The 24,641-nt window shown below is 58.4% G+C and carries 27 protein-coding genes; 12 read left to right on the plus strand and 15 right to left on the minus strand.

Annotation, left to right across the window (positions count from 1 at the left end):
• Nucleotides 1-39: 39 nt before the first annotated feature.
• Nucleotides 40-204 carry a hypothetical protein gene (locus ACZ500_RS15195; RefSeq protein ID WP_464228203.1) on the minus strand — a complete coding sequence of 55 codons (165 nt, stop codon included), beginning with the start codon at nucleotides 202-204 and terminating at the stop codon, nucleotides 40-42.
• Between the two features lie 177 nt (nucleotides 205-381).
• On the opposite strand from ACZ500_RS15195, the gene ACZ500_RS15200 reads away from it, so the two are divergent.
• The 5 genes from ACZ500_RS15200 (at nucleotide 382) to cdaA (ending at nucleotide 6,376) form a co-directional block, all read left to right on the plus strand.
• Nucleotides 382-1,623, plus strand: coding sequence for a glycosyltransferase (locus ACZ500_RS15200; RefSeq protein ID WP_464228204.1), 1,242 nt, complete (start codon nucleotides 382-384; stop codon nucleotides 1,621-1,623).
• Nucleotides 1,624-1,768: 145 nt separating this feature from the next.
• The gene (locus tag ACZ500_RS15205; RefSeq protein WP_464228205.1) at nucleotides 1,769-3,031 is read left to right on the plus strand and encodes a glycosyltransferase family protein; all 1,263 of its coding nucleotides are present in this window, start codon (nucleotides 1,769-1,771) and stop codon (nucleotides 3,029-3,031) included.
• Between the two features lie 47 nt (nucleotides 3,032-3,078).
• Nucleotides 3,079-3,228, plus strand: coding sequence for a hypothetical protein (locus ACZ500_RS15210; RefSeq protein WP_464228206.1), 150 nt, complete (start codon nucleotides 3,079-3,081; stop codon nucleotides 3,226-3,228).
• Between the two features lie 73 nt (nucleotides 3,229-3,301).
• The gene (glgA, locus tag ACZ500_RS15215; protein ID WP_464228207.1) at nucleotides 3,302-4,783 is read left to right on the plus strand and encodes a glycogen synthase GlgA; all 1,482 of its coding nucleotides are present in this window, start codon (nucleotides 3,302-3,304) and stop codon (nucleotides 4,781-4,783) included.
• Nucleotides 4,784-5,173: 390 nt separating this feature from the next.
• Entirely contained in the window at nucleotides 5,174-6,376 is a 1,203-nt protein-coding gene (cdaA, locus tag ACZ500_RS15220) for a diadenylate cyclase CdaA (protein WP_464228208.1), read from the plus strand.
• Nucleotides 6,377-6,606: 230 nt separating this feature from the next.
• Here cdaA and ACZ500_RS15225 read toward each other — a convergent pair whose 3' ends face one another.
• Entirely contained in the window at nucleotides 6,607-7,506 is a 900-nt protein-coding gene (locus ACZ500_RS15225; RefSeq protein ID WP_464228209.1) for a universal stress protein, read from the minus strand.
• Between the two features lie 233 nt (nucleotides 7,507-7,739).
• The gene (locus ACZ500_RS15230) at nucleotides 7,740-8,318 is read right to left on the minus strand and encodes a YiaD family glycine zipper/OmpA-like lipoprotein (protein ID WP_464228211.1); all 579 of its coding nucleotides are present in this window, start codon (nucleotides 8,316-8,318) and stop codon (nucleotides 7,740-7,742) included.
• Between ACZ500_RS15230 and ACZ500_RS15235 the strand changes: the two genes are divergently transcribed.
• From ACZ500_RS15235 to ACZ500_RS15250, 4 genes are all read left to right on the plus strand, one after another.
• A complete protein-coding gene (locus tag ACZ500_RS15235) occupies nucleotides 8,305-8,640 on the plus strand; it encodes a hypothetical protein (protein ID WP_464228212.1) in 336 nt (111 codons plus the stop codon). The genes ACZ500_RS15230 and ACZ500_RS15235 overlap by 14 nt on opposite strands.
• Nucleotides 8,641-9,397: 757 nt before the next feature.
• Complete coding sequence (locus tag ACZ500_RS15240) at nucleotides 9,398-9,856, plus strand: universal stress protein (RefSeq protein WP_464228213.1); 459 nt, start codon at nucleotides 9,398-9,400, stop codon at nucleotides 9,854-9,856.
• A gap of 112 nt (nucleotides 9,857-9,968) precedes the next feature.
• Nucleotides 9,969-10,298: a hypothetical protein gene (locus ACZ500_RS15245; RefSeq protein WP_464228214.1), complete on the plus strand. Its 330-nt coding sequence runs from the start codon at nucleotides 9,969-9,971 to the stop codon at nucleotides 10,296-10,298.
• A gap of 91 nt (nucleotides 10,299-10,389) precedes the next feature.
• Nucleotides 10,390-10,641, plus strand: coding sequence for an FmdB family zinc ribbon protein (locus ACZ500_RS15250; RefSeq protein ID WP_464228215.1), 252 nt, complete (start codon nucleotides 10,390-10,392; stop codon nucleotides 10,639-10,641).
• Between the two features lie 50 nt (nucleotides 10,642-10,691).
• Here ACZ500_RS15250 and ACZ500_RS15255 read toward each other — a convergent pair whose 3' ends face one another.
• Nucleotides 10,692-11,273, minus strand: a complete 582-nt coding sequence (locus tag ACZ500_RS15255; RefSeq protein ID WP_464228216.1) for an HD domain-containing protein — start codon at nucleotides 11,271-11,273, stop codon at nucleotides 10,692-10,694.
• Nucleotides 11,274-11,336: 63 nt separating this feature from the next.
• On the opposite strand from ACZ500_RS15255, the gene ACZ500_RS15260 reads away from it, so the two are divergent.
• Nucleotides 11,337-11,639, plus strand: a complete 303-nt coding sequence (locus ACZ500_RS15260; RefSeq protein WP_464228217.1) for a hypothetical protein — start codon at nucleotides 11,337-11,339, stop codon at nucleotides 11,637-11,639.
• A gap of 215 nt (nucleotides 11,640-11,854) precedes the next feature.
• On the opposite strand, the gene ACZ500_RS15265 is transcribed toward ACZ500_RS15260, so the two are convergent.
• From ACZ500_RS15265 to ACZ500_RS15295, 7 genes are all read right to left on the minus strand, one after another.
• Entirely contained in the window at nucleotides 11,855-12,730 is an 876-nt protein-coding gene (locus ACZ500_RS15265) for a YitT family protein (RefSeq protein WP_464228218.1), read from the minus strand.
• A 67-nt stretch (nucleotides 12,731-12,797) separates the two neighbouring features.
• Complete coding sequence (locus ACZ500_RS15270) at nucleotides 12,798-13,367, minus strand: N-acetyltransferase family protein (RefSeq protein WP_464228219.1); 570 nt, start codon at nucleotides 13,365-13,367, stop codon at nucleotides 12,798-12,800.
• Nucleotides 13,354-15,165, minus strand: coding sequence for a GNAT family N-acetyltransferase (locus tag ACZ500_RS15275; protein ID WP_464228220.1), 1,812 nt, complete (start codon nucleotides 15,163-15,165; stop codon nucleotides 13,354-13,356). The genes ACZ500_RS15270 and ACZ500_RS15275 overlap by 14 nt, the downstream gene beginning before the upstream one ends.
• Nucleotides 15,166-15,362: 197 nt before the next feature.
• Nucleotides 15,363-16,379, minus strand: a complete 1,017-nt coding sequence (locus tag ACZ500_RS15280; RefSeq protein ID WP_464228221.1) for a D-alanine--D-alanine ligase family protein — start codon at nucleotides 16,377-16,379, stop codon at nucleotides 15,363-15,365.
• 13 nt (nucleotides 16,380-16,392) lie between these two features.
• A complete protein-coding gene (locus ACZ500_RS15285) occupies nucleotides 16,393-17,433 on the minus strand; it encodes a D-alanine--D-alanine ligase family protein (protein WP_464228222.1) in 1,041 nt (346 codons plus the stop codon).
• Between the two features lie 9 nt (nucleotides 17,434-17,442).
• Complete coding sequence (locus ACZ500_RS15290; RefSeq protein WP_464228223.1) at nucleotides 17,443-18,756, minus strand: KamA family radical SAM protein; 1,314 nt, start codon at nucleotides 18,754-18,756, stop codon at nucleotides 17,443-17,445.
• Between the two features lie 23 nt (nucleotides 18,757-18,779).
• Nucleotides 18,780-19,043, minus strand: coding sequence for a hypothetical protein (locus tag ACZ500_RS15295; protein ID WP_464228224.1), 264 nt, complete (start codon nucleotides 19,041-19,043; stop codon nucleotides 18,780-18,782).
• Nucleotides 19,044-20,010: 967 nt separating this feature from the next.
• On the opposite strand from ACZ500_RS15295, the gene ACZ500_RS15300 reads away from it, so the two are divergent.
• Together ACZ500_RS15300 and ACZ500_RS15305 are read left to right on the plus strand one after the other, a co-directional pair.
• On the plus strand, nucleotides 20,011-21,402 hold the full coding sequence (locus tag ACZ500_RS15300) for a sigma 54-interacting transcriptional regulator (protein WP_464228225.1): 1,392 nt from the start codon (nucleotides 20,011-20,013) through the stop codon (nucleotides 21,400-21,402).
• Nucleotides 21,403-21,590: 188 nt separating this feature from the next.
• Nucleotides 21,591-21,809, plus strand: a complete 219-nt coding sequence (locus ACZ500_RS15305) for a zinc-ribbon domain containing protein (protein WP_464228226.1) — start codon at nucleotides 21,591-21,593, stop codon at nucleotides 21,807-21,809.
• Here ACZ500_RS15305 and ACZ500_RS15310 read toward each other — a convergent pair.
• The 4 genes from ACZ500_RS15310 to ACZ500_RS15325 form a co-directional block, all read right to left on the minus strand.
• Nucleotides 21,721-22,149 (minus strand): hypothetical protein, encoded by a 429-nt coding sequence (locus ACZ500_RS15310; RefSeq protein WP_464233141.1) that lies wholly within the window; start codon nucleotides 22,147-22,149, stop codon nucleotides 21,721-21,723. The genes ACZ500_RS15305 and ACZ500_RS15310 overlap by 89 nt on opposite strands.
• Before the next feature lie 300 nt (nucleotides 22,150-22,449).
• Complete coding sequence (locus ACZ500_RS15315; protein WP_464228227.1) at nucleotides 22,450-22,719, minus strand: hypothetical protein; 270 nt, start codon at nucleotides 22,717-22,719, stop codon at nucleotides 22,450-22,452.
• A 96-nt stretch (nucleotides 22,720-22,815) separates the two neighbouring features.
• Nucleotides 22,816-24,114: a DUF401 family protein gene (locus tag ACZ500_RS15320; protein ID WP_464228228.1), complete on the minus strand. Its 1,299-nt coding sequence runs from the start codon at nucleotides 24,112-24,114 to the stop codon at nucleotides 22,816-22,818.
• A 223-nt stretch (nucleotides 24,115-24,337) separates the two neighbouring features.
• Nucleotides 24,338-24,592, minus strand: coding sequence for a glutaredoxin family protein (locus ACZ500_RS15325; RefSeq protein ID WP_464228229.1), 255 nt, complete (start codon nucleotides 24,590-24,592; stop codon nucleotides 24,338-24,340).
• Nucleotides 24,593-24,641: the final 49 nt, after the last annotated feature.

The following is a 24,641-nucleotide window of genomic DNA, read 5'->3' on the forward strand; positions in this document are numbered from 1 at the left end:
ATTTACCTTGATCCGTTTTTCAAGACACTGTGTTTTAGATTAGTCTCCATCCGGAAATGATTTCCCTGTACAACCCAGTTTCCAATCCGGAAATGAGGATTTTTTGCCAATATCAAGGAAATCAAGCGTTTGCGCGGAGGCGACCTGTAGGTCGCCGCACAAGCAAACGTGCAGATTGACGCTGAGATCGGCAAAAAAGACCATTTCCGGATTGGAAACTAGATTAAAACTTTCATCCGCTTCTTGTAAAGAAGTTCCCGCCCGATGAGCCTGGCCCGGACTGCGAAATGTCCATTTGAGGCATCGGATTGAGATATGAGAAGAATTCTGATATGATGATATTGTTTCTTCCCATGGAATACAACGAAAGGAGACCACCGCATGCATTACAATACGGCTCTCAGGGCCTATACCGCCAAGCGTATCGAAGAGATCGGCTCGGCTGATATCCTTGTGGGGATTCCCTGCTTCAACAATGAAAAAACGATCGGGCATGTCATCCAGATGGTCACCCACGGATTGGCCGCCCACTACCAGAATACGCGCAGTGTCATTTTCATTGCGGACGGCGGCTCCACGGACGACAGCCGCGATGTCGCGCGGGAGTTCGAGATCAAACCCTGGCAGGAAAAGATCGTCTCCATCTATCGCGGCCCGGGGGGCAAGGGCTCCGCCCTCAGATCGCTCTTCGAAGCCGCCTACCGGCTCAAGGTCAAGGCCTGCGCCATGGTGGACTCGGATCTGAGAAGCATCACGCCGGGCTGGGTCAAATACCTGATCGATCCCGTGCTCGAAAAAGGCTATCAGTTCGTCGCCCCCGTTTATGTGCGGCACAAGTGGGACGGCACCATCACCAACAACATCGTCTACAACCTGACCCGGGCGCTTTACGGGAAACGCATCCGGCAGCCCATCGGAGGTGATTTCGCTCTGTCACGCGACGTCGCCAAATACTATATCGATCAGGATGTCTGGGACACGGATGTCGCCCGCTTCGGGGTCGACATCTGGATGACCGTGAGCGCCGTGACCCGCGGATTCAGGATCTGCCAGTCCAATCTGGGCGTCAAGATCCATGACGCGAAGGACCCGGGGCAACACCTTGGACCCATGTTCCGCCAGGTCCTTTCCGCCCTCTTTTCGAGCATGGAACAGAACACGACCTTCTGGAAGCAGATCAAGGGAAGCGAGCCCCTCGAGATCTTCGGCTTCCAGGAAAAATTCGAACCAGAGCCGGTTCAGGTCAATCTGGATGGGTTGATCGAGCTTTTCAAAACGGGATATGCACAGTTTTCCTCTCTCTGGAAGGATATTCTGAGTGAGCCGTCTTTCGAAGAAATCACCAACGCCTCAAAGATGGATTCCCTCCACTTTCACCTGCCGACCGACGTCTGGGTCCGGATCCTTTATGAACTCGCCGCGACGTTCCACGCATGGACCATCAACCGCTCCAAACTGCTCGACCTCATGACCCCGCTCTATTTTGCGAGGGTAGCCTCTTTTGTGAGAGAAAGCTGGGACATGTCCTCGGATAAAGCCGAAATCCTGGTCGAGGAACAGGCCCTTAAGTTCGAGGAACAAAAGGATTACCTGATCCGTTTATGGGACGAAAAGTCCGCGTGAGCCCATGAGTCAGATAGACGGCCTGGCAGACCCGTTCGCATCCGGGTGCCCCGGCTCACCATGCCGGCAGCAAGGCAACACACCCCCCCGGTTTACCCGTTCCGCCGGCCTTATAACACGCTCCACACCGAAGAAGGGAGGCATCATGGCTGATTTTCATCAAGAGGGCATGATCACAACACTCCATGGCCTATACGAAGCCTTTGACCGCGAGGCGTATCTGTCCAGCATGGAGGAAAAACTCGAAGAGTTTGCGCAGCATGTCCGGATCAGCCTGCTGCTGCCCTCTCTCTATTCAGAAATCCAGAACCCGCCCGTTTTGGACAACATCATCGACGAAATCAGCAAGGTCCGCTATCTGCGCAACATCGTGGTCGCGCTCGGGGGTGCACCGGAGGAAAAGCAGTTCCGTGAAGCGCGCGAATATTTCGGGCGGTTGGCCGCGCCCGATCGTGACGTCAAGCTGGTCTGGGTCGATGGGCCTCGCATCCAAAACGTCCTTCAGGAAATAGAAGCACGCGCCATCCGGACGGGGGTGCAAGGGAAAGGGCAATCCGTCTGGATCACCCTGGGGTACCTTTTCGCGAAGGAAACGTCGGACGTGATCGCCCTGCACGACTGCGATATCGTGACTTACGACCGTCTGCTCCTGGCGCGCCTGATCGAACCGATCGCCAACCTCAACACCGATTTCGAATTCTGCAAAGGGTTCTACGCCCGGATCTCCCCCACCGAACGTACCATGAAAGGAAGGGTGACCCGCCTCTTCGTGACCCCGTTTGTCGATGCCATGGCGCGCATCATGCGGGAGCGCGGCTACATGGCGATGGAGCGGTTCTTCAGGTATCACCGGACGTTCAACTATCCGCTGGCGGGGGAATTCAGCTTCACCGCCAGCATCGCCCGGGGGATCAATGTCGCCTACGACTGGGGGCTGGAGGTGGCCACGCTGTCCGAGGTCTACCACCGCCTTATCCTGCGCAAGGTCGCCCAGATCGATCTGGTCCCGAATTATGAACACAAACACCAGGAGCTTTCGCCCGAAGACAAATCCAAGGGGCTGCACCGCATGGTCGTCGACATTGCAAAGTTCTATCTCACCTACATGCGCTCCCACGGCATCCCGCTCGACGATGCCTTCGTGGATATGATCCTGCACACCTATTACCAGCGGGCCCTCGATTTTATCAAGAGCTACGGGGATGACGCCCAGGTGAACGACCTCCATTTCGACCGCTACCAGGAAGAGCTGACGGTGCAATACTTCCGGGGTTTTCTCTGGACCGCCTGGGAGCAGAGCAAGGGGCCTTACGAAAGCAGCCTGATTCCTTCCTGGAACCGGGTGAGTTTCAGCGTCCCGGAGATCCACCGTCGCCTGCTGGAAGCGGTGGAGGCCGATAACCGCTGAACGACCGCCGTAATCGAGGCAAAAGGATAGGTAGTTTCCATCCGGAAATGGTCTTTTTGGCCAATCTCGGCGTCAATCTGCACGATTGCTTGTGCGGCGACCTACAGGTCGCCTCCGCGCAACCGCTTGATTTCCTTGATATTGGCCAAACCGGGACCCGCCGCGAAGCGGTGGGACTGAGCACCCGAAGGGTGTAAAGAAAAATCCTCATTTCCGGATGGAAACTGAGTTCTGCCGGAAAGTCATTTCCGGATGGAGACCAGGTAAGCGATGGATGGAGACAGGCTGAAAGTCCTTTATCTTACGCCGGAGGCCGTACCGTTTGCGAAGACAGGCGGGCTTGCCGATGTGGCCGGGGCGCTTCCCGAGGCCCTTCATCAGATGGGGATCGACGTCAGGTTGATCCTCCCCTGCTACCGCGCAGTGCTCGAAAAGCAGCACGACCTCGAACGCTTCGATTCCTCCTTTTGGCTGCAGCTCGGGGATGCGTTCCTGGAGACCCGGGTCCTCGGCAGCCGCACCCCACAAGGCGTGCCGGTCTATTTCATCGAGCGGGAGGACCTCTTCGACCGGCCGAACCTCTACGGCAACAACCAAGGGGATTATTACGACAACTGCGAGCGTTTTACCTTTTTCGCGCACGCCGCCCTGCAGGGCATCCAGACCCTTTCTTTCAGGCCGGACATCATCCATTGTCACGATTGGCAAACCGGCCTCGTGCCGGCGCTGCTCCAGGGCCCCTACCGGGCAGAAGACTTTTTCAGCCGGACCAGGACCGTCTTCACGATCCACAATATCGGCTACCAGGGGCTCTTCCCCCCGGCAAAACTCCGCATCACCGGATTGCCCCTGAACCGGTTTTACCACCCCGAGGGCCTGGAGTACTGGGGGAACCTGAGCCTCCTCAAATCCGGCATCGTCTACGCGGATGCCCTGACGACCGTGAGCCCCACCTATGCCAAAGAGGTCCAAACGGCCGAATACGGCCGCGGCATGGAAGGAATCCTCCGCCGACGGCGCGACGCCCTTCACGGCATCCTGAACGGCGTGGATTACCGGATCTGGGACCCCTCGATCGATGTCCACCTGCCGGCGCACTACGACATCACGGACCGATCCGGGAAGGCCGTGTGCAAAGCCGCCCTGCTCGAGGAGACCGGGCTCGACCGGGGTCTGATCGACAAGCCCCTCCTCGCCATGATCTCGAGGCTGGACAATCAGAAAGGACTCGACCTGCTTCTCGCCATCCTCGATCAACTGCTTGTGAGAGATACGGGCCTGATCATCCTCGGCTCGGGCGATCCGCATATCCAAGCGGCCTTGGAACAGGCCGTCGGGCGATTTCCCGGCCGAATGGCCCTTCGAACCGGCTTTGACGACCCATTGGCCCACCGCATCATGGCAGGGGCCGACATCTTTCTCATCCCTTCGCGATACGAACCCTGCGGACTCACTCAGATGTATGCCCTCAAGTACGGAACGCTTCCCGTCGTCCGCGCGACGGGCGGACTGCAGGATACCATTGCCTCCTTTGAACGGGTGACCGGGCGCGGAAACGGCTTCACCTTTTCCGCCTATGCGCCGGACGCCTTTTTCGACGCGATCCTCCAGGCCATCTCCCTGTATGGCGAGCGCGACCATTGGACTGGGCTCCAGTCCAATGGGATGGCTGCCGATTTTTCCTGGGCGAGGTCGGCCGAGGCCTATTTGAGGCTTTACGCCGATCTCCTGGGAAAACCGGAAGCGGGTTGACGGGTCCAAAAGAAACGGGGAAACCCGAAAGGGTTCAAAAGGCTATACACGGTCCCTTCCGAATCGGCGCCGATGGTTGAATCCCTCCCTCATCCTCGGCCGCACATTCAGGAAGAAGCACAGGCTCCGGAGACTACGCCGTTTTGGGTTTCTGAAGCGGAAACAATCCGTGTTGTGCGCCACCCTCAATATGCAGTAATATGATGCTTCATGGCAGGGCATGCCGCTCTCAACAGGCATGCCGCTCTCAACAGGCATGCGGCGCACTGCCGGGCTGAAAAGCGACCTAGAACACCCCGTGCATTTCACCCGATCCCGGCCGTCCCCGCTGGATCGCGACGGTGAACGACCAGAAACCCCGGCTCAACGTCATCACCCCGAGGAATCCCGATGCAGTTCTTCTCCATCATCACGAACCTGCGCATTCAAGATGTACTGGATATCCTTTTTCTTACCGCCGTAGCCTATTATCTCTACCGATGGTTCCGCGCCTCCAAGGCCTTCAAGGCCCTTGTGGGGCTCATGGTGCTCGGCATCGTCTATCTCATCGCCCGTTCGTGGGGCCTCTTTCTGACGACCTGGTCTTTCCAGATCCTCTGGCAGGTGTTCATCGTCCTCCTGATCATCCTCTTTCAATCCGAAATCCGGCAGGTGCTCGAACGGGTCAACCCCCTGGAAGCCATCGGTCTGAGACGCCTCTCTGCCCCCGAGAACTGGATCCCGGCCTTCGTAAAGGCCGTCTTCACCATGTCAGCCAAGAAGATCGGGGCCCTGATCATCCTCGAACGGGTCGACTCCGTCGCCGAGTCCATCACCGCCGGCCAGTCGCTGGATGCCGAACCGGCGCCGGAGTTCATTCTGAGCATTTTTCAGAAGGATTCCCCCCTCCACGACGGCGCCGTCTTGATCAAGGACGGGCGGCTGAACCGGGTCGCGTGCTATCTCCCACTGAGCCCGGACGAGGGCCTCCCCAAGGAATGGGGCACACGCCACAGGGCCGCGCTCGGTTTGTCGGAGCGCTGCGATGCCTGGGTGATCGTGGTGTCGGAGGAAAGGGGCCATGTATCGCTGGCCCAAGGCGGACGGATGATCCGCGTGGAGGATGAAAAGCAGCTTGCGCAATGGGTCATCAAGGCACTCCGCCCACCCTCCGCAGAGGACAGGAGCTGGCCCGAACGGCTGCGCAACCTGGTGGTCAACCGCTGGCAGACCAAATTGGGAACGCTCGTGGTCGTCTCCTGTCTCTGGCTCTTGCTTGCAGGACAGCAGGATTTCGAGGTCTCCCTGAATGTCCCCCTCGACCTGAGAAGCCTGCCCGCTGCGGTCGAGATCGTCGAACCTGTCAACCCTGAGATCAGGATCACGGTCCGTGGTCTGCGGAAGGATGCAAGCGTTTTGGGCAAAAACAACATTAGGGCCGAGTTGGATCTTTCGCTGGCCCGCGCCGGGAAGCGCGCTTTCCTGGTCACCAGAGACCGTGTCTACCTGCCGAACGACAGGGTTCAGGTGGTGCGGATCGAGCCCTCACGGATCGATTTCACCTTCAGGGCCGCTCCACCGCCCCAGGCAGAAGAGGCCAAGCCGGCATCCTGAGTTCGGTTGAAAAAGGGCACCCCAGGGTGACCTTTGCACCGATCCGCACGGCCCTCTCGCGCCTTCTGCCATCCAGTCAGGACCGCCGCCAACAAACAGGGGACGCTGGTAAAAGAGCCCATAAATCCTGGACGGGATTCATTCACGCTTTTAACGGCATCCCCTGCCTGGGATTCTTCAACCTGTTTGCTTTCTTGCCTGCGTTGCCTATTTCCTCCACTCAAGGAGCATCAGGGAACGACCCATACCGCCAGTCCTTTGGAAAGATAGACGATCTTATTGCTCACCCGCCCCATAAAGAATTCCTGCACCTTGGAAAGGCCCCTGCGGCCGGCGACGATCGTTCCATAACCTTCGCTTCTGGCCGTCGCAACGATCGTTTCGGCCCGGCTCTTGGCACCGCTGATGATCTTCGAACCGATCTGCCCGGGTTTGTACCCCTTCTGGATCAGACCCTCCTCGGCATTCTTGAAGATCTCGGCCATCTCGCGAGAAACCTCGGCGACGTAATCCGCTTCGTTGGCGCGGATGACATGCACCATATCAATGGTACACGGGCTCCCGGCAAACAGATCCGCCACCGCACCCAATGCACGCCGGCTGTTCTCGGAGCTGTCCATGGCCACCAGGACTTTTTCGGGGGTGGCCTTTTTGCCCACGAGCGCAAGCGGAAGAAAAGACAGACGCTCGAGCAGCTTCGTCGCGACGCTGCCCAGCACGATATGCTTGAGGAATCCAGCGCCGCGCCGTCCGACCGCCACCGCGCTGTAGCCTCCTTCAGCCTCCTTGATCAGATCGCGGGCCATTCCCTCTTGACGGTCTCTGATCCTGACGACGATATCCTCATCGGGTATCCCCATCCCGAGGAGCATCTTACGCGCCTTCTCCATGAACCGTTCGGCCTCTTTGCGCCGCTGCAGCTCCCAGGCCTTGATCTCGGAGACGCGCTTGCCCACGTGGGACTGCTTCTGCAGATCCCAATACGCTTCGGGCACCGCGCTGAACACGTTGTAGAGCACCACCTGCATGTGCTGAAATGGCGCGATCCCCCCTATGTATCTGATCGTCTGCGACGCACGATCAGAACCGTCCACACCAACCAGCACCTTCTTGCGAGACTCTTCCGTCATCTTCCATCGTCCTTTCGGATCTAGCTGTTGCGCCCCGTTCAAGACACATCGCCATCCCTTTCTCCCCGACACGGGCTGTCTGTCGGGGCATTCCTCCCCCGAGACGGTCGAGAAAACGCCCCGGTCTAATCGGCTTCAGAGAAAGGGTTTCTGCAGCAAACACCCGGCTCCCGGCAGCAATTCAACCGAACGCGGCCAGAAAGAACCCGAGGCGCTGCGGCAGCAGTCGCTCATCAGGAAGCGGCTTCCGGCCGTGGTTTTATCTCGACCTCTACACGCCGGTTCTGCTCCCTCCCCGCAGCGGTGTCGTTGGAGGCGACCGGCATCGTTTCACCGAATCCGATGGCCGTGATTCTACCCACACTGACCCCTTTGGTGATGAGGTAGTTCCTGACGGCCGTTGCACGCCGCTCCGACAGGTCCTGGTTATATTTCTCGGACCCTGTGCTGTCCGTATGCCCGGCGACGATGATATCAGAGTCTGGATATCGGACCATCACATCGGCCATCTGTCCAAGCGTCGACTGCGATGCCGCTTTGAGCGCCGTCGAATTGACATCGAACAAAATGGCGTCCGACATAGTCACCACCAGCCGGTCCTCCTTCTGCTCGACCGTTGTGTTCGGTATCTGCTCCAGCTCCTTTTTCTGCTGATCCATCTTGTAACCGATGCCCCCACCCAACGCAGCGCCCGCGGCGGCCCCTATCGCCGCTCCCGCCCCTTTGTGCCCGGACTGGTGGCCGATGATGGCGCCGGCCAACGCGCCCGTCGCGGCACCGATCGCAACCCCTTTACCCGTGTTCGTCTTCATGGCCTCCTGTGTCTGGGCGCAGCCACCGACGAAAAAGAGACAGCCACACAGCACCATCAAAACCGCGTTCCATCGCTTCATCACAAATCCTCCCTCTATTCGTTCGTTACAACGGGAACCAAACAACAGAACATCCAACCTGGTTTCCATACGGGAAGGTCCTTTTTGGCCCAACTCGGCGTCAATCTGCACGTTTGCTTGTGCGGCGACCACCAAGGTCGCCTCCGCACAAACGCTTGATTTCCTTGATATTGGCAAAAAATCCTCATTTCCGGATTGGAAACTGGGTTGTACCGGGAAATCATTTCCGGATGGAGACTAATTATTGGCTAAACCAAGACCCGCCGCGGAGCCAGTGAAAAAAAACCCTCATTTCCGGATTGGAGACCTGGCCGCACCCGACAACCCTATCCGGATGGAAACAACCTATCACAAACTCCTTCTGCAAACGGAGCATTCCGCTTCGTTCCCCAAGGCGGCGAACCCGGCGCGCCAAAGCTCTTGGCACCGCATCCTGCAGACATTAAGCGCAACGGACCCGGCGTTCTACCGACAACAGCCGCCTTGCGTAGAGCCCGCCTCGCTCAGGCCGAAACATTGCGCCCGCTGGCCAAAACCTGGACAGGGCTCCTCGAAACGCCCGCACCTCTCGATCCCTCGAAAACAGTTTAATGCCTTTTCGAAGCCAAAATCAAGCGCGCCATCATATCCCGAAGCAAAAAAATCCCTGCTGCGGGCACTCTCCCCTAGCTGCGCTTTCGCCTCAAATGCACACAAACCCTTGGGCAACCCATCTTCCCTTGTAGCATCGAGAATGGGAGAAATGACCTGTTGGCATCGGGCAGAACCGTTCCAGGATCGCTCGATCATGATAACCCCGCGGGGGCTTCTCCTTGACAACGAACTGAAAAACTACGATAATTTTCATATTGAGTCCCATCATCAGAGACGGACGATTGCCGGTTGATTGAAGAGGGCATCCGCGGGGCACGGTGAGCGGCGCCCCGCAGATCACTCTGGAAATATTCGACAAGGACCATTTCAAAACAAAAATCCAATCTGAGAGGAGGTTCAGTCCCATGATCGAGATCAAGAAGATTCTCGTACCGTACGACTTTACCGAGAATGCCGCAAAGGTTATCCCACATGTCATTTCTCTAGCGCAAAAATACGATGCAACCGTCTATTTCATGCACGTCGTCGAAGATATCACACGCTGGGGCTTCGGGTCCTATGTCCCACACCTGCCCCTGGATTCGTTCAAGAAGGAAGCCCTCGAGGGGGCGCGGCAGGCGATGGAACAGTTTTGCTCCGAAGCGCTCCGGAGCTGCACCAGCGTCCAGAAAATCCTGAGTGTAGGCGATCCGGACGCAGAGATCCTCAAGACCATCGAACAGGAAGGGATCGATCTGGTCGTCATGGCGACACATGGGCGAAAGGGGCTCGAACATACCATCTTCGGCAGCGTCGCCGAGAACGTCCTGAGGAGGTCCACCGCCCCCGTCCTGACCATCAACCCGTACACCCTCAAGAAATGACGCACACATTGAAAAATATCCTTCGACATAGGTGGGCGTTTTGCAGTATGCAGGTCACGCCGTCGACTTTCAGACGGACCGATGATCGAAGACCTTTTTTGGAGGCGCCGCCATGACCCGGAACATCACCCGCCAGGCCTTATGCTTTCTGGCCCTGGCCTTTGCAGTGCTCATGCAGATCGCTCCCGTCGTTCAGGCGGAGGACATCACCATCCTGATGGTGAGCGTCTCCCATGACGGGCACATCGTAACATCCGAAGGTCAAAAGCTGTTTCTGACCCCGAACGACGCTGCGGTACAGCTGGGTCGACATCAGGGCAAGCAGGTGATCGTAACCGGGATCATCGGTGAGTGCGACGGCCGGGGAACCTTTTCGGTGACATCTTTTCAGCTGGTCCCTGAAAAAACGGAGGGAGCCGATACAGGAAAAGCGGACGATTAGAAACGCAGAACGACGAACCTTACCCTTCGCCTCATCCGCTTCGGTTTGAAGATGAAGGTGATCATCCATATCGATATCGTGGAGGATTTTCATGCCGCTTTATGACTTTCACTGCAACGATTGCGGTGCGGATTTCGAGGCCCTGCTGCCTGCCGCAACCGGGAATGCGCCTGATTGCCTCTCCTGCGGGAGTTCCAACGTAGAAAAACGACTCTCAGCGCCCGCCGCCTATTCCGGCAAGAGGCGCAACAGCCTGCCCGGGATGGGCGATACGACCTGCTGCGGTGGAACCCCAGGTCATCGCGGATGCGCCGGGCCGGGGAGTTGCTGCGGAAAGGCCTGAGCAGATCGACGGACAGGAGAAGAAGAGGGCATTTTCCCTGAAGGGGGACCTTATTCCGGGGCCGATGCCCGCCGCCTGACCAGTTCCTGCCGGGCCATCGACCGGCCCGAGGGGGTCAGAAACCATTCATCGATCATGCTTTCGAGGCGGAAACACATCGCCTCCCAGGAAAAATCGAATCGAGACCGATTGACGGTAATGCCATCCTCCGAATAGCGCCAGAGTTTGTCGGCGTCTTTTACGAGCGAATCGTTGAGGGAACGGCCTTCAGGCCGTGAATCATGCCCTTCGATGATGGCGGTGATTTCTTTCGTCTTGTCCGGCGGATAACCCACCGCTTCGAGGATCGCCGCTGCGATCTCCACCCCGGCCGTCTCATGCACGCGGTTGACCTCCGGCAAGGTCGCCCTTGGGCCGAATGCCTGGAGATGCAACGTCTCGGGAACCCGGCTCCAGCCGACGTCATGCAGCATCACCGCCGGTATGACGATGTCCTCGTCACCGCCCTCCGCCTGGAGGAGCGCCTTGGCGAACGTCATCGCGATGCGGGTATGCGACTCGTTGTTCCGGGTCTGCAGGTAAGGCAGGGCCATCCGCCAGATCTTTTCAAAAACCGGCTGCATATTCTCCATTTCACCCCCGATAACGGATCATTTTCATCCGCTGACCACCCTTTCCTTCAATGCTCGCTCGCATTGCTTCAGGGCGGCTCCGGTTCAGCCAATCTCGTCATCTATCCATACATCGCCTTGTGCGGCAACCCAGTTTCCATCCGGAAATGGTCTTTTTTTGCCAATCTCAGCGTCAATCTGCACGTTTGCTTGTGCGGCGACCTACAGGTCGCTTCCGCGCAAACACTTGATTTCCTTGATATTGGCCAAACCGGGACCCACCGCGTAGCGGTGGGACTGAGCGGCGAAGCGGTGAAGAAAAATCCTCATTTCCGGATTGGAAACTGGGTTGTACAGGGAAATCATTTCCGGATGGACACAACCTAAAAAGGCGCCCCTGCAGGATCGCCTGTCTCCTCGATCTTAGGGATAGATCCTCATTTCCTGATGGAAACCGGTTGAGGCATTTTCAGACCGGCTGCCAACCGCCCGGAAAGGCACTTTAAAAAGGAGGTCCGGACGGCCGACTTTTCAATGTGGGCAGGCAGCCCCGCCAAGGCGACAGGCCTGTCGGAACGGCTCTCCGGACCGCCGAACGCGCATCACCAGTGCGGCTGGTTGCCGATCCGGTGCCCCATGACCTCCAGGGTGTCCGACACCACCATAAAGGCGTTGGGATCCACCTCACGGACGAGACGCTTGAGCCTTGACAGTTCCCGGAAGGTGATCACCGCAAAGAGGATTTTTTCCGGCTTTCCGGAATACCCTCCATGCCCTTCGAGGATCGTGACGCCCCTGTTCAGCTTTTCCAGGATATCGTGCGAAATGCCTTCCCAGGCGGGCGAAATGATGTAAACAGCCTTTCGCTGGCTCAAACCGGTCACGACGAGGTTCACCATATTGGAATTGACATAGAGGTATACCAGGGTGTAGAGCGCGCTCTCCAAGGAAAAAAGAAGCCCGCCGGCCACCAGCACACAGACGTTGAACGCCAGCACCGTGCTTCCCAGGCGGATCGAAAACCGCTTGAGCAGGATCACGGACAGGATATCCGTCCCCCCGGCCGATCCCCACGACCGCAGAATGATGCCTGAGCCGACCCCCATGATGATCCCCGCCAGCAAAGCGCCGAGAATCTTGTTCTCGACCGGAACCGGGACATGGCTCCAGTTGAGCACTGCGGAAAAGATCAGCATGCCGGCTACGCTGTAAATGAAAAACCGGCGACCGACATAGGCCCATCCCAGGATGAAGACCGGGATGTTCATGGCGAAGTAGACAACAGGGACCTCAAGGGAAGGGAAAAGATAATGGAGCACCAGCGCCACACCCGTAAAACCGGCCCCGACGAACTGCTGCGGTATCAGGATTGCGTTGACGGAAACGGCGCACAAAAAACTGCCGCCGCTGATCAGGAGCAGGTTCCAAAGGATCTGGCGCGGGCTGCCCAGGACGGAGAGCGCCTTTTTGTCCGACATGCCTTTTTCCACCTTTCAGACAGGATTCACCCCTGCTGAAACCATAATTTCGCAGGCATGTCAAACGTTATATGCCGCCTGAGGAGATCGGCTCGGGGTCCGGACCCGGCAAAGACGCGCACTGCCGGATGTTTTCCCCGGCCTCGGGCGCAAGACGCTTGACATAGATCAGTTTGTCATCCCCGGGATAGTAGAAGGCCTCCAGACGGGCTTCCAGGTGGAAACCTCGCTTTTCATAAAACCGGCGGGTCGGTTCGTACTGCGGCCTGGAAGAGGTCTCGGCGTAGATCCGTGCTCCGCCCATCGCGCGCATGCGCTCCTCGGCACAACGGAGGATCTCCCCTCCGAGCCCCCGCCCCCGGCGATCGTTGGCCAAGGCGATCCAATACAGATCGAAGCTCGCGCCCGTACCGGGAATAAGCCCGAAGCAGGCGTAGCCCGCCACGACACCCGCCAACTCGCCAAAGACAAAATGATAGCCGCTTGCATCCCCTTTCTGCAAATGCTCATCGACCAATTCGACGGCGATTGCCACCTCATCCGGGTAAAAAAAACCCGACGACTGAACGATGCGCCGGACGGCGGCGCGATCTTCAGGCCTCACGGCCATACGGAACGTCACATCAGGGAATGCCATGCTCACCCCCCACTTTCCGGACAGGACGGCCGGATAGGGCCCCCGCCGACGCGTTTTCCGCCGCACAAGCCCCATCCCAGAGACCGCGGAAGAAGCTGCGTGCATTCGCCCCCAGGGAACGGATCCGATAACCCCCTTCCTGCACGACGATCGTCGGCAGCCTCAAAGCCCCGATCGCCCTGCCGTTCCGGTAAAAATCCCTGCGCCCGAGAAGCCATGTCCCTGTGGGGTCCCCTTTGGCGGTGTCGAGTCCGAGGGCTACGATCAGAAATTGGGGCTTGAATCTGGTGACGGCCGCGAGGGCCCGGTCCAGAACCGCCCGGTAACGCTCCCCTTCCACAGTCTCCTCGAGGGGGAAATTCAGGTTGAAGCCCTCCCCCTCACCTTCGCCCCTTTCCTCCTTGAAACCGCTGAAATACGGATAGGCAAAGGCCGGGTGTCCGTGAATGGAAACGGTAAGGACGTCCGAACGATGGTAAAAGATATCCTGCGTACCGTTGCCGTGATGGTAATCGACGTCGAGGACCGCGGTCCGCCCGTAGGCACTCAGGTAATGCGCCGCGATCGCAGCGGTGTTGAAGTAGCAGAACCCGCCGAAGACGCTCCTCTCCGCGTGGTGACCCGGCGGGCGCACAAGCGCATAGGCGAGCCGGTAGCCTTTGAGGATTTCTTCGGCTGCGCTCAACCCGCAATCCACAGCCCTTTTGGCCGCATCGTAGGCCTCCCGGTTCAAGGGTGTAAAGGTGTCAATGCAATAATACCCCGCCCTGACCGGCAGTTCCTTCGGCGGGCGAGCCCGGTTGCGGATGGGAAACACATAGGGGTAGACCGACTCCCCCGGCTGCACCAGGGTGCAGACCCGCTTGAAATACTGGATGAAACCGGGATCGTGGACCGCCCGGACGTGCCTCTCGGAAAAGTGCCGGACCGGCTTCATGTCAAAAATCCCCAGCCGCTCCAACTCCCTTTGGATGGCCCGGACCCTGACCGGAGACTCCACGTAGCCGCGCTCATGTACATGATGGATGGCATGGCGGTCGTTCACCACCAAAGCGATCCGCCTTTCCATCGCTTGAGCGGGCGGCGCGGGCGGCGCTTCCTCCCCGCGGGTGTATTTCGGCTCCCGGAGGCGAACGGGATCATCCTCGAACGACCGGACCACGCGATCGATATAGCCTTCCGGACAGACGTCGCCGTACTTCCGCTCGAGGATCGCCCTCACGATGAAACGCATGCGCCTCCGGCTCAAGGGGCGCTCTCTGCCCAGGAGGTCGCAGACGAGATAGGGCGGACAGGGGTCATCCGGTCTGATCGGTGTCTCGTAAAGCGTACGGGCGACCGGGCGCGCCCCATAGCGCTCGTAGAAACGCAGGCGCGCGGCATTCTGTTTGAGGATCGTCCTGTCACGGCAGACCTCGGGGTTGTCCGGCAGACACTCGAACAGGAGCGCGGCCGCCCCGAGCGACCCGGCCTCTTCGCGGACCCTTTCATAAAGAGCGCCGCCAATTCCCCCGCCCGTTCTCAGCTTCGCCACAGAAATGAAGTCTAGGTAGCAGAAAGCGAGATCCGGCGCATGGTGCAGCAGGGCAAAGCCTTTGACCTTGCTGCGGGCACCGACGGCCACGAAGAGGATCGATCGAAAACGGTGTTTGAACGGGTCCCGCAAGGCCTCGGGCAGTTCATCGACTTCACGCTCCGGCAAAAGCGGAAACTGATCACGGAGGATCTGCTGGACGTCCTGTATGGCCTTGCGATCGACGGGGATGACATCGTCGAAGATGCGGCGGATCTGAAACAACGGCTCAACCTTTGTGGGAATTCAGTTTCTGTCCGGAAATGGTCTTATTTGCGAATCTCAGCGTCAATCTGAGCGTTTGCCCCTGAGGCACCTTACAGATCGGCTCCGCGCAACCATCCGATTTCCTGGATGTTGGCGAAACTGGAACCCGACCCGAAGGGGTGCAGCCGATCAGGCGAACCCGGGCGCGGCCGTCGCTATCGCAAACCAAGCCCGCGCACACCGATGTCCGCCACAATCCTGCCCACGACATCGACCAGTTCGAGGCCGGCCCGGCCGGCTGCCGCCCCGAAACCCGCATCGGGCGAAAGACATGGATTCGCATTGACCTCCAACACCCAGGGACAGCCATCCCGGTCGACCCTGAAGTCCACCCGGGCGTACCCTTTGAGACCGAAGGCCTCCCAACAGGCATGCGCAATGGCCTCCAGGCGATCCAGCAGCCCGACGTCCGCATCGTCAAACGTAAAGGAGCGCTGCGTATGCTGATACTCGAAGGAGGATTCGTCCCACTTCGCGCGGTAGTCCACCACCCTCGCCTTGCCCGGGGGATAATCCTCGAACCGGATCTCGGCAGGCGGAAGAATCATGGGACGGTCCTCGCCGCCCAAAAGCGCAAGGTTGAACTCCCGGCCCTCGATGTACCGCTCGGCGAAACACATGCCGCCGAGAGCGATGCGGCGCCGATCCATGATGTCGAGAAGATGCCGCGGCCCGCAAGGATAAACCACGGCATCGTCCCCAAGCCCGATCGACGCATGCTCCCAGACCGATTTGACGATGAACGCCTCGGCTTCCAGGTCTTCGAGGCCTAAGAGACCGTCAGGGGTGAAATATGCAGGGGTCGGTATCCCGGCTGCCTCCATGATCCCTTTCGCTATGACCTTGTGCGAGGTCAGATACACGGCATCCGCACCCGCGCCCGTATAGAGGATCTCCAGCCTGTCCAGGAGGGCCGGAACCAGGTGGATGAAGCACCCACGGCCCTCGAGCGATTCGACCAGGTTGAAGACAAAGGATGGGGCGGCCAGGGAAAGATCCTCCCTCAGCCTTTCGAGATTCAGCGTCGCTTCGACGAGTTCCGGCTGGTACCCGAGGGATGAGAGGACATCGGAGACCGCTTCGGCTTGACGCAGGGCATCCTGCTGATCCGGGGCGCAACCCTGCGGCAGCCGGTCGATCAGGATGATGACCCGCCGGGCGGCATCAGACATGGGCCTGCTCACCTCAAAAAGCCCCACCCCGGGCCGTCCGGCCTTTCGGAACACCCGTGTACGTTGCTGCCGAAGCAGACTTCTGAATCCTTTCCACGGCCGAGTCCATGATACCGCTCAGGAGATCTCCGTAGTCCATACCGGCCAACCGGCAGAGGATCGGCAGGTCGGAATGCCCGGGATGCAATCCTGCCAAAGGGTTCACCTCGATGAAGTGCGGCCGGCCTTGCGCATCAGCCCGCAGGTCGATGCGCCCCGCATCCCGGCAGCCCAATCCGCGCCAGGCCCTGAGGGCGGTTTCACCCGCCTGGAAGGCCGTGGAGTCCGCCGCCAGATGGTAGCGGACCCGCTCCTCCCACTTCTGCTTGTTCTCGTAGGAATAAGCGTCCGCCTCCGCCTCGCCTCCGAGGATCACCTCCATCACCCCCAGCACGCGCGCCGCATCCCCGGTCCCGAGAATCCCGACGGTGAACTCGCGGCCCGGCAGAAAACGCTCGACGAGCACGGGCTGCTGAAAGGCCTCGATCAGACTTAGACAAACCGCGCGCAGCCGGGCCGGGGTCTCGATGCGCGACAGTGCGCTGATCCCCTTGCCGGTCCCCTCTGCAACGGGTTTGGCAAAAAGCGGGTATTCCAGGCCGACGTGCTCCAGATCGTCCTCCGCGCCGACGATCGCGAAATCCGGGGTCGGGACCCCGAGATCCCTCAGCACCCGCTTGGTCATCCCCTTGTGCAGGGTCAAGGAAAGGACCAGCGGATCGGAGAAGGTGTAGGGGATCCCGTAGCCGTCGAGCAGCGCCGGCACCTGCGCCTCGCGGCCGAAGCCGTGCAGCCCCTCGGCAATGTTGAAAACCATGTCCCAGCGGCGCCCCCCGGCGAGCGCCCTGACGAGATCGTCCAGGTTGCCGACGCGCTCGGTATCGTAGCCAAGAATCCCAAGCCCCGATTCGATCGCTGCAACCGTTTCCTCGGAGTCGAACTCCGCCGTCTCCTCCTCACCCAAACCCAGGCCCAGATAACGATCGCGCAGATCGTAAGTCATTCCGATCAGCATAGAACCTCCTTACAACGATGCATGTTCCGCGGGGGGATCACCGGCCCCGCCAGGATAACGGAACAGCCGCGACTGGTAATTTTTGAGGACCAGATCGCCGTTCTCCCACCCAACCACCGTCTCGGGCAGCAGCGGAATCTTTCCGCCGCCGCCGGGGGCGTCGATGACATAGGTCGGAACGGCATATCCCGTGGTGTGGCCGCGCAGCCCGGCGATGATCTCGAGGCCTTTTTCCACCGGTGTTCTGAAGTGAGACGACCCGAGAATCGGATCGCACTGGTAGAGGTAGTAGGGACGCACCCGCAGCCGCAGGAGTCCCTGAAAAAGGGCCTTCATCGTCTCCACCCGATCGTTGATCCCCTTTAGCAGCACCGTCTGGCTGCCGAGAGGGATTCCTGCGTTGGCGAGCCGTTCGCATGCACAGGCCGTTTCGGACGTCAACTCCGCCGGGTGCGTGAAATGGATGCTCATCCAGAGCGGATGGAAGCGCTTCAGCATACGCACCAGTTCGGGGGTAACCCGCTGCGGAAGCACAGCCGGCACCTTGGTGCCGATCCGCAGGAACTCCACATGGCGGATGCGGCGCAGGCGTTTGAGGAGCCAGGCGATTTTTTCGTCGGGGAGGGTCAGAGGATCGCCGCCGGAGATCAGCACGTCGCGGACCGTCTTCGTCTTTTCGATATAGCGGATAGCCTCTTCCCATTGAGACTGCGGCAGTCCGGAGCCGTCCCGATGGCCTACCATGCGCGATCGGGTACAATAACGGCAATAGGTGGAGCAGAAGTCGGTCACCAGGAAAAGCACCCGGTCCGGATAGCGATGTACCAACCCCTTCACCGGACTGTCGGACTCCTCCCCGAGCGGATCCTCGGCTTCGCCGGGCGACCGGACGCACTCCGCCCTCAAAGGCACGACCGAGCGTCTGATACCCTGCGAGGGGTCGTGCGGATCGAGAAGACTGGCATAGTAGGGTGTAATGGCCAGCGGCAGCTGTGCGCCGCGGATCTGGGTCGCCCGCTCCTCTTTGATCAGGTCGACGACAGGCTCCAGGTCTTCGATATCGCGATACCGGTGCTGGATCTGCCACCGCCAGTCATTCCACTCCTGTGGGGCGACATCCGGGAAAAACCGCAGACGGAAGGCCCTGGTGCGGGGATTCTCCGGAAATCTGGGTACATGAAACAGCCTTTTAGACGAGGCGTCCGGTACACGCCTCAGATGAACAGCCGGCGCAAGGTTATGCCCCACGGCTTCCAGCCTGGGCACGGCCGGCCCGGAACTGGGAGGCTCGAACTCCTCCGGCAACACGATCTCACTTTTCATTCCGCTTTACTTCCTCCTGAATCCTAATGGGTGGTTTTATATACAATATCCCAATCTTTAACCAAGTGAAACGCCTTCACCCTTACAACCTTTTTCCTTCCGATCATCCGGACTTCGCCCGTCAGATCCACCTCTTTGCGGATCAGCGCCTTCAGGGCTTCACCCTGTTCATCGGGATCGATATGGTATTCCCCTTCACCCTGTGTTGAAATCGCGATCCTCAGCACATTGCCCTTTTCATCCCATTCCACGGGAATGATCAGACCTTTTCCTCTCATTGTTATCATCGGCGGCTTGCTCCATTGCGTGGACGGCGTCCAGGGGTCTTGAAGCGCCTGGATAACCTCAGTCTTTACGGCCACAAAGCAAAAAAGATGCCATATTTTAAGATATTGATATCCTATGTTTTTCACCCAAAGACTCTCAAGAACGGAATTCAAGATTCTCTATCTCTCCAGAGCGGGGGTGCGGAGGGATTGCACATCCCTCGACTGGTTTCCATCCGGAAACGGGCTTTTTGGCCAATCTCTGCGTCCATCCGCTCGTTTGCTTGTGCGGCGACCTGTAGGCCGCCTCCGCACTAGTGCCTGATTTCCTTTATATTGGCCAAACCGGGACCCGCCGCGAAGCGGTGGGACTGAGCACCCGAAGGGTGCGAAGAAAAATCGTCATTTCCGGATGAAAGCCGGGTTTTCCCCGATCATCGCTTCCGGACGTACCTCACTGATGATTTTTCAACCCCATCCATCGGCAAAAACCGGGAGAAGCCGAGCTTAACAGATCGAAATTACGTGTAAAAATTTTGGAGAAATCGGCCCGCAGCACCCCTGCTTTCTCGTTGACATTTGCGGAAAAATGGTCACTATGACATAGCATGCTCGGCTGGCTTCCCGTCGAGGAAAATCCGGTCTCTCCGGGTTTTTCGAGTGTGTCGGGAAATTTCTGTTTTGGGGTGGGTGGACTCTTTCAAACGGCCCTTGGAGAGCGTTTCATTTCGAGGATTGGAGCGCAGCGGTTCGGCGCCTGCCTGGATTGGCCGCTGGGCGGCTGGGAGCCCATGATAAGCCTTGCAGATGCGGACAACCGCCGCTGTAGGGCCTCTGACGCACCGGGCCGATTACAGAGCCAAGACCTGTCCCCTTGTGGAAATCGAGCCGGGCCGGCAGAATGAACAAACGGCATCCTTCATAATGAAGGCATTGATTTCGTGGAAGCACGGTAAGTGGCATGAGTGACATCCCATCTTACCTCCTTATGTCCAAAGACCCGGCGCTCAGACGTCAGATGCGCTCCTGCCTGCCCATTGCAGGTCGGCTCGATTTGGCGCAGGGAAACGCTGCAGCGTTGGAACTATTCCGAAAACGGCGGCACACGCACGTGTTTGTCGATCTCAGAATCCTGGATGAGCTGGACCAACCGGCAGACTATGCCCGGATCCTCTCCCCCTTCAGCGAGATCGACTCCCAGGCCGTGATCGTCGTACTGTCACCCGCCCTGCGTAACAGTGAGGATCTGAAGGCTATCGGAGCCGGCGCAAACTACTTTATGACACTCCCCATCACCTCTGAAAAGATCAACCAGGTGGCTGCGAGATTCAGTCCCGCCGATCATTCAACTACGGCTGAAGTCAAACGGAACATCGTCGCCCATGCCGCCTTTTCCCCGATCATCGACACTCGAAACCCCATCATGAAGGGGGTCTTCGAAAAGATACACTCCGTCGCCCCTACGAAAAGCACCGTTCTGCTCGTAGGTGAAACCGGGACCGGCAAAGGGGTCCTCGCGAGGCTCATCCATGAGATGAGCAACCGGAGGGAAGCTCCTTTCATCAGCGTTCATTGCGGCGCCATACCGGATTCCCTGCTCGAGAGCGAGTTGTTCGGGCACGAGAAGGGAGCCTTCACCGGTGCCTTGCGAAAGAAGCTCGGCAAGTTCGAACTGGCCCGAGGAGGCACCGTTTTCCTCGACGAAATCGGGACGATCACCCCTGCCGCCCAAATCAAACTCCTGCAGATCCTGCAGGATGGAACCTTCGAACGAATCGGCGGCGAAGAGGTGCTCGAGGCCAACGTGCGGATCATCGCCGCAACCAACGCCGACCTCGAAAAGATGTGTGAAGAAGGACAGTTTCGAAAGGATCTGTTCTACCGCCTGGATGTGTTCCCGATCCATATACCGCCGCTGCGCGCACGCCTCGAGGACATTTCGCTCTTTGTCGCCAGTTTCCTGCGCAAATTGAACGGACTCTACGCCAAGAATATCCTCACCGTTCACCCGCTGGTCATCGAAAAATTCAAGCACCACTCCTGGCCGGGGAATATCCGGGAACTGGAAAATCTGGTCGAGAGGGCCTACATCCTCGAGACGAAATCCGAGCTGCGGCCCGAAAGTTTCCCGATGGAGATGGTCGAACCTCAAACACCGACTGATGGTATTTCGACGGACACGTCCATGACACTGTCTCAATTCAGGCGAAAAGGTCTGGAGGATATCGAAAAGATCTACATCAGGCAGCTGCTTACCCGCCATAGAGGGCGCATCAAGGATTCAGCGGATTCGGCTGGAATCACAACACGACAGCTACACAAACTGATGACCAAATACGGCATCCACAAAGAAGAATTCAAGGCACTTCATGTAAGCTGATACTCGTGCGCGGTAGACCTCTTACACGGGGAAATCCAAACAGGTCTATATCGAACATTCTACCTTCTAAAAACGGAGGATTCATATCTCGGGTTCTTCTCGATCATGCAGCTTCCACAAGGAAAGCCGATGACATATCCACGTTGTGGACGTCCTGACGTTTCTCAGGCTTCGGAGTTTTTAGGATCATGCGAGACAAGGTTCTGATCTGTATTCAGTGCAACAATGCTTTTGTTTTTACTGTGACCGAGCAGGAGCACTTTCTGAGTATGGGATTCGACCCCCCAAGGCGCTGCCCATCCTGCCGGAAAAACAAGTTCAAAGAATCTGAAATAAGGTCACGAAAGAATAATAAATATAAAAAAAAGCATTTTCACATGAAATATGACGAAAATGTTGAAGAATGAACTCTCCATTCCAGAACGATCCCCTGCAACAGGCAGCGCATATCCAAGGGGGCCATGCCGGATCATCATTTCCGGATGGACACGAAATCATTTGCATCCGCACATGAGGACCGGACATCTGCACCCGTCTGGCCATCATATTTGCCCGGTGGATCTGAAGGAAAATCGGCGCAGAGGAAATTTTCAGTGTCAGGATGTAGATGGCGGCGTGCCTCCCTGTTTCACTCAGCTCAACCCAAGAACAAACAGTTCCTTTTGAACTGAAAAGAGAAACTTCAATTCCGCTTTTTATACGCCCCTTCCACCTCTCCGCTGAATCCTCTGACAATTTATCGCGCATTGAGCCTTTACAGATGGACTGCCTTTGGGCATTACAAGAGGGGTCGCTTTCGTCGGCGGTTTGGCCTAAACCCTGGACCGGATTGATTTTCAGCCGGCAACAGTCTTTTTCTTCACGGGCTTCGCCGCCTGAATACCACTCCTTCCGGGCGGGCCTGGTGCGGTCGATCTCGGCTCGATCTGTCGAGGCGCCTCTCCGGCATCCTGCAGGTCCCCTCTGTGAAAACCTTCAGTTTTCTTACCGTGTCCCTGCTGGTCCAAGAATCCAAAAACTGCCTGAAGCGTTCGCCCCACTTCATTTTCAAGAAGGAGAAATCCGCTCATGTCTGCAATCGGTAAAAGATGGATCGTTTCGCTCGCCGCCGGTTTCTGCATACTGTCCAGTGAGGGAGCCTTGGCCGATCAGGTACGGCTCAAAAACGGGGATCAGTTGAGCGGGCGCATTGTCAGCATGGAAAAGGGCGTGCTCCAACTCGAAACCTCCTACGCCGGCATGATCCGCATCGACGCGAAGGAAATCGCCTGTCTCACTGCCGAGGAGGACGTGACGGTGCTGCTGCAGGACGACCAACTCCTGATCGGCAAATTGAGGTGTCCTGAAAACGAAACCGTGACCATCAAGGGGGAACAGGCAACGACCACCCTGCCGGCGCCCCTTGGAAAAGGATTAGGGGGCGGCGACCCACTTCGTCAGCACCATGAAATAAAGCCAAGCGAACACCAGGACAGTGCCCACAGGCAGGATCAGCGGTCGGTAGCTCTTGAGGAGGCTGGCCCCGAAGTAATCCTTGGTCACAAGGAAACACAGGTGCACCGGGGAAAGCATCATCCCCATATACCCGAACGAGTAAGCCAGACAGGCATAGGAGAGATATTCGAGAAGCGAACCGGAGGGAAACAACGGGATAATGAGCGGGAACGAGGCCCCCACGAACCCGATGGCGATCCCGGTGATCAGCCCCGAGAGAAAGGGCATCACGAGAATGACCCAGATCAGGGGGAAGCGGTAAGAAACCAGTTCGTCCCTGATATGGGTGACCGCCTGGCTGTCGGTCATCACGCCTTTGAAAAGCATAATGGCTGCCACAAGCAGGATCATCGGCAGCACGTCTCTATCCGTCAGCGCGGACCAGACCCCTTTCAGCGGGATACGGTTCAGCCGGATCACCCAGATCAGGGCCGCCAGCAGGCCGGGCAGGATCGCCACGCCGCCGGGGAGCGCCCAATCGATCCCCCACAGCTTCAGCAGCAAGGTGAGCAGCGCCATGACGGCGATCACCGCCACCACCACGATGATCGGCATAACCTCCCAGAGAAACGCCCCGACAGCCTTGCCGTCCCGGCTCCTTTTTTCCTCGGGGGCCTTCATCCCCATAGGGCGTAGGATAAAAAACACCCCTGCCAGGGCCGTGATCAGCGTCATCGGAAACATGACGGCGATAAACCGCCACACCTCCACGTGCAGGAGCCCGACAGCCAGGACCACCCCGGGATAAAGCGGCCACCAGTACTCCCACATATGCCGGAACCAGTAGTTGACGACCGTCTTTTTCTCCCGGGAAAGCGAGGCCTCGCAGAAAGCCGTCTCCACCATCGGGGCAGAAAAGAGGGCCCCCCCGGGCATCGGCAACAGCCCGATCAGGGCAGGCATGACGGCCCCCACCGTCCGCGGATCCTGCGTCAGGGCTCCGAATCGGTCCACGATCCGCTCCATCTGCCCGCTGTCCTTCATGAGGCGGCTGATCACCAGGATCAATCCCACGATCAGGACCAGGTTCACCGTCTCGAACCGTACGAAATTGCACGCCAGACTTTTGCCGAGGGGGTAGGGCTCCATGCCCGACCAAAGCCCGAGCACGACGGCGCCGGCGAAGAGGCAGTAGCTCAGCTTCAGCCGGACCCTGCTCAGGGCCAAAACCATGAAAAAAACGAGGATGGTTTTTACGAGAACCGGTATACCGTCCACCACACAAACCTCTCCGGCGCCGCCTCAAAAGGGGATCGCCGGCCATGCATCCGGAGCACACCCACCAGACCCGGTTGGAGAAAACAACCGGACCCGTGCACCCCAAAAACCGAACAACGGATCTCTGCAACGCTGCCGACCGTTGATTGAAAGGCCTCGATGCGAAGCCTCCAACGAATCATCGAAACAGCCGCCCGGCAGGCCGGCCGTTTTCTCGAAGCGGCTACAGCCCGAGCGCCGCCTTGATCTCATCCTCTTTGTGCCCCACGATCACCTTGTCCCCGATGACAATCGTCGGAAAGGAACAGTTCGGGTTGAACCGGCGCACCTCTTCGAGGATCAGCGCACGCTCTTCCCCTTCCAGAAGATCGACATCCGTGAAATCGAACTGCAGCCCGCACTCCCCCAGGAACCGCTTGGTCGCTTTGCAGTGGCTGCAGGTGCTGAGCGTGTAAATCCGGATCGGCAATTGTTCCATGACGGCAAAACCCCTCCTGGATCATCTTGCAAAAATTGAGTGAATAAGG

The sequence above is a fragment of the Desulfatiglans parachlorophenolica genome (genome assembly GCF_055394735.1).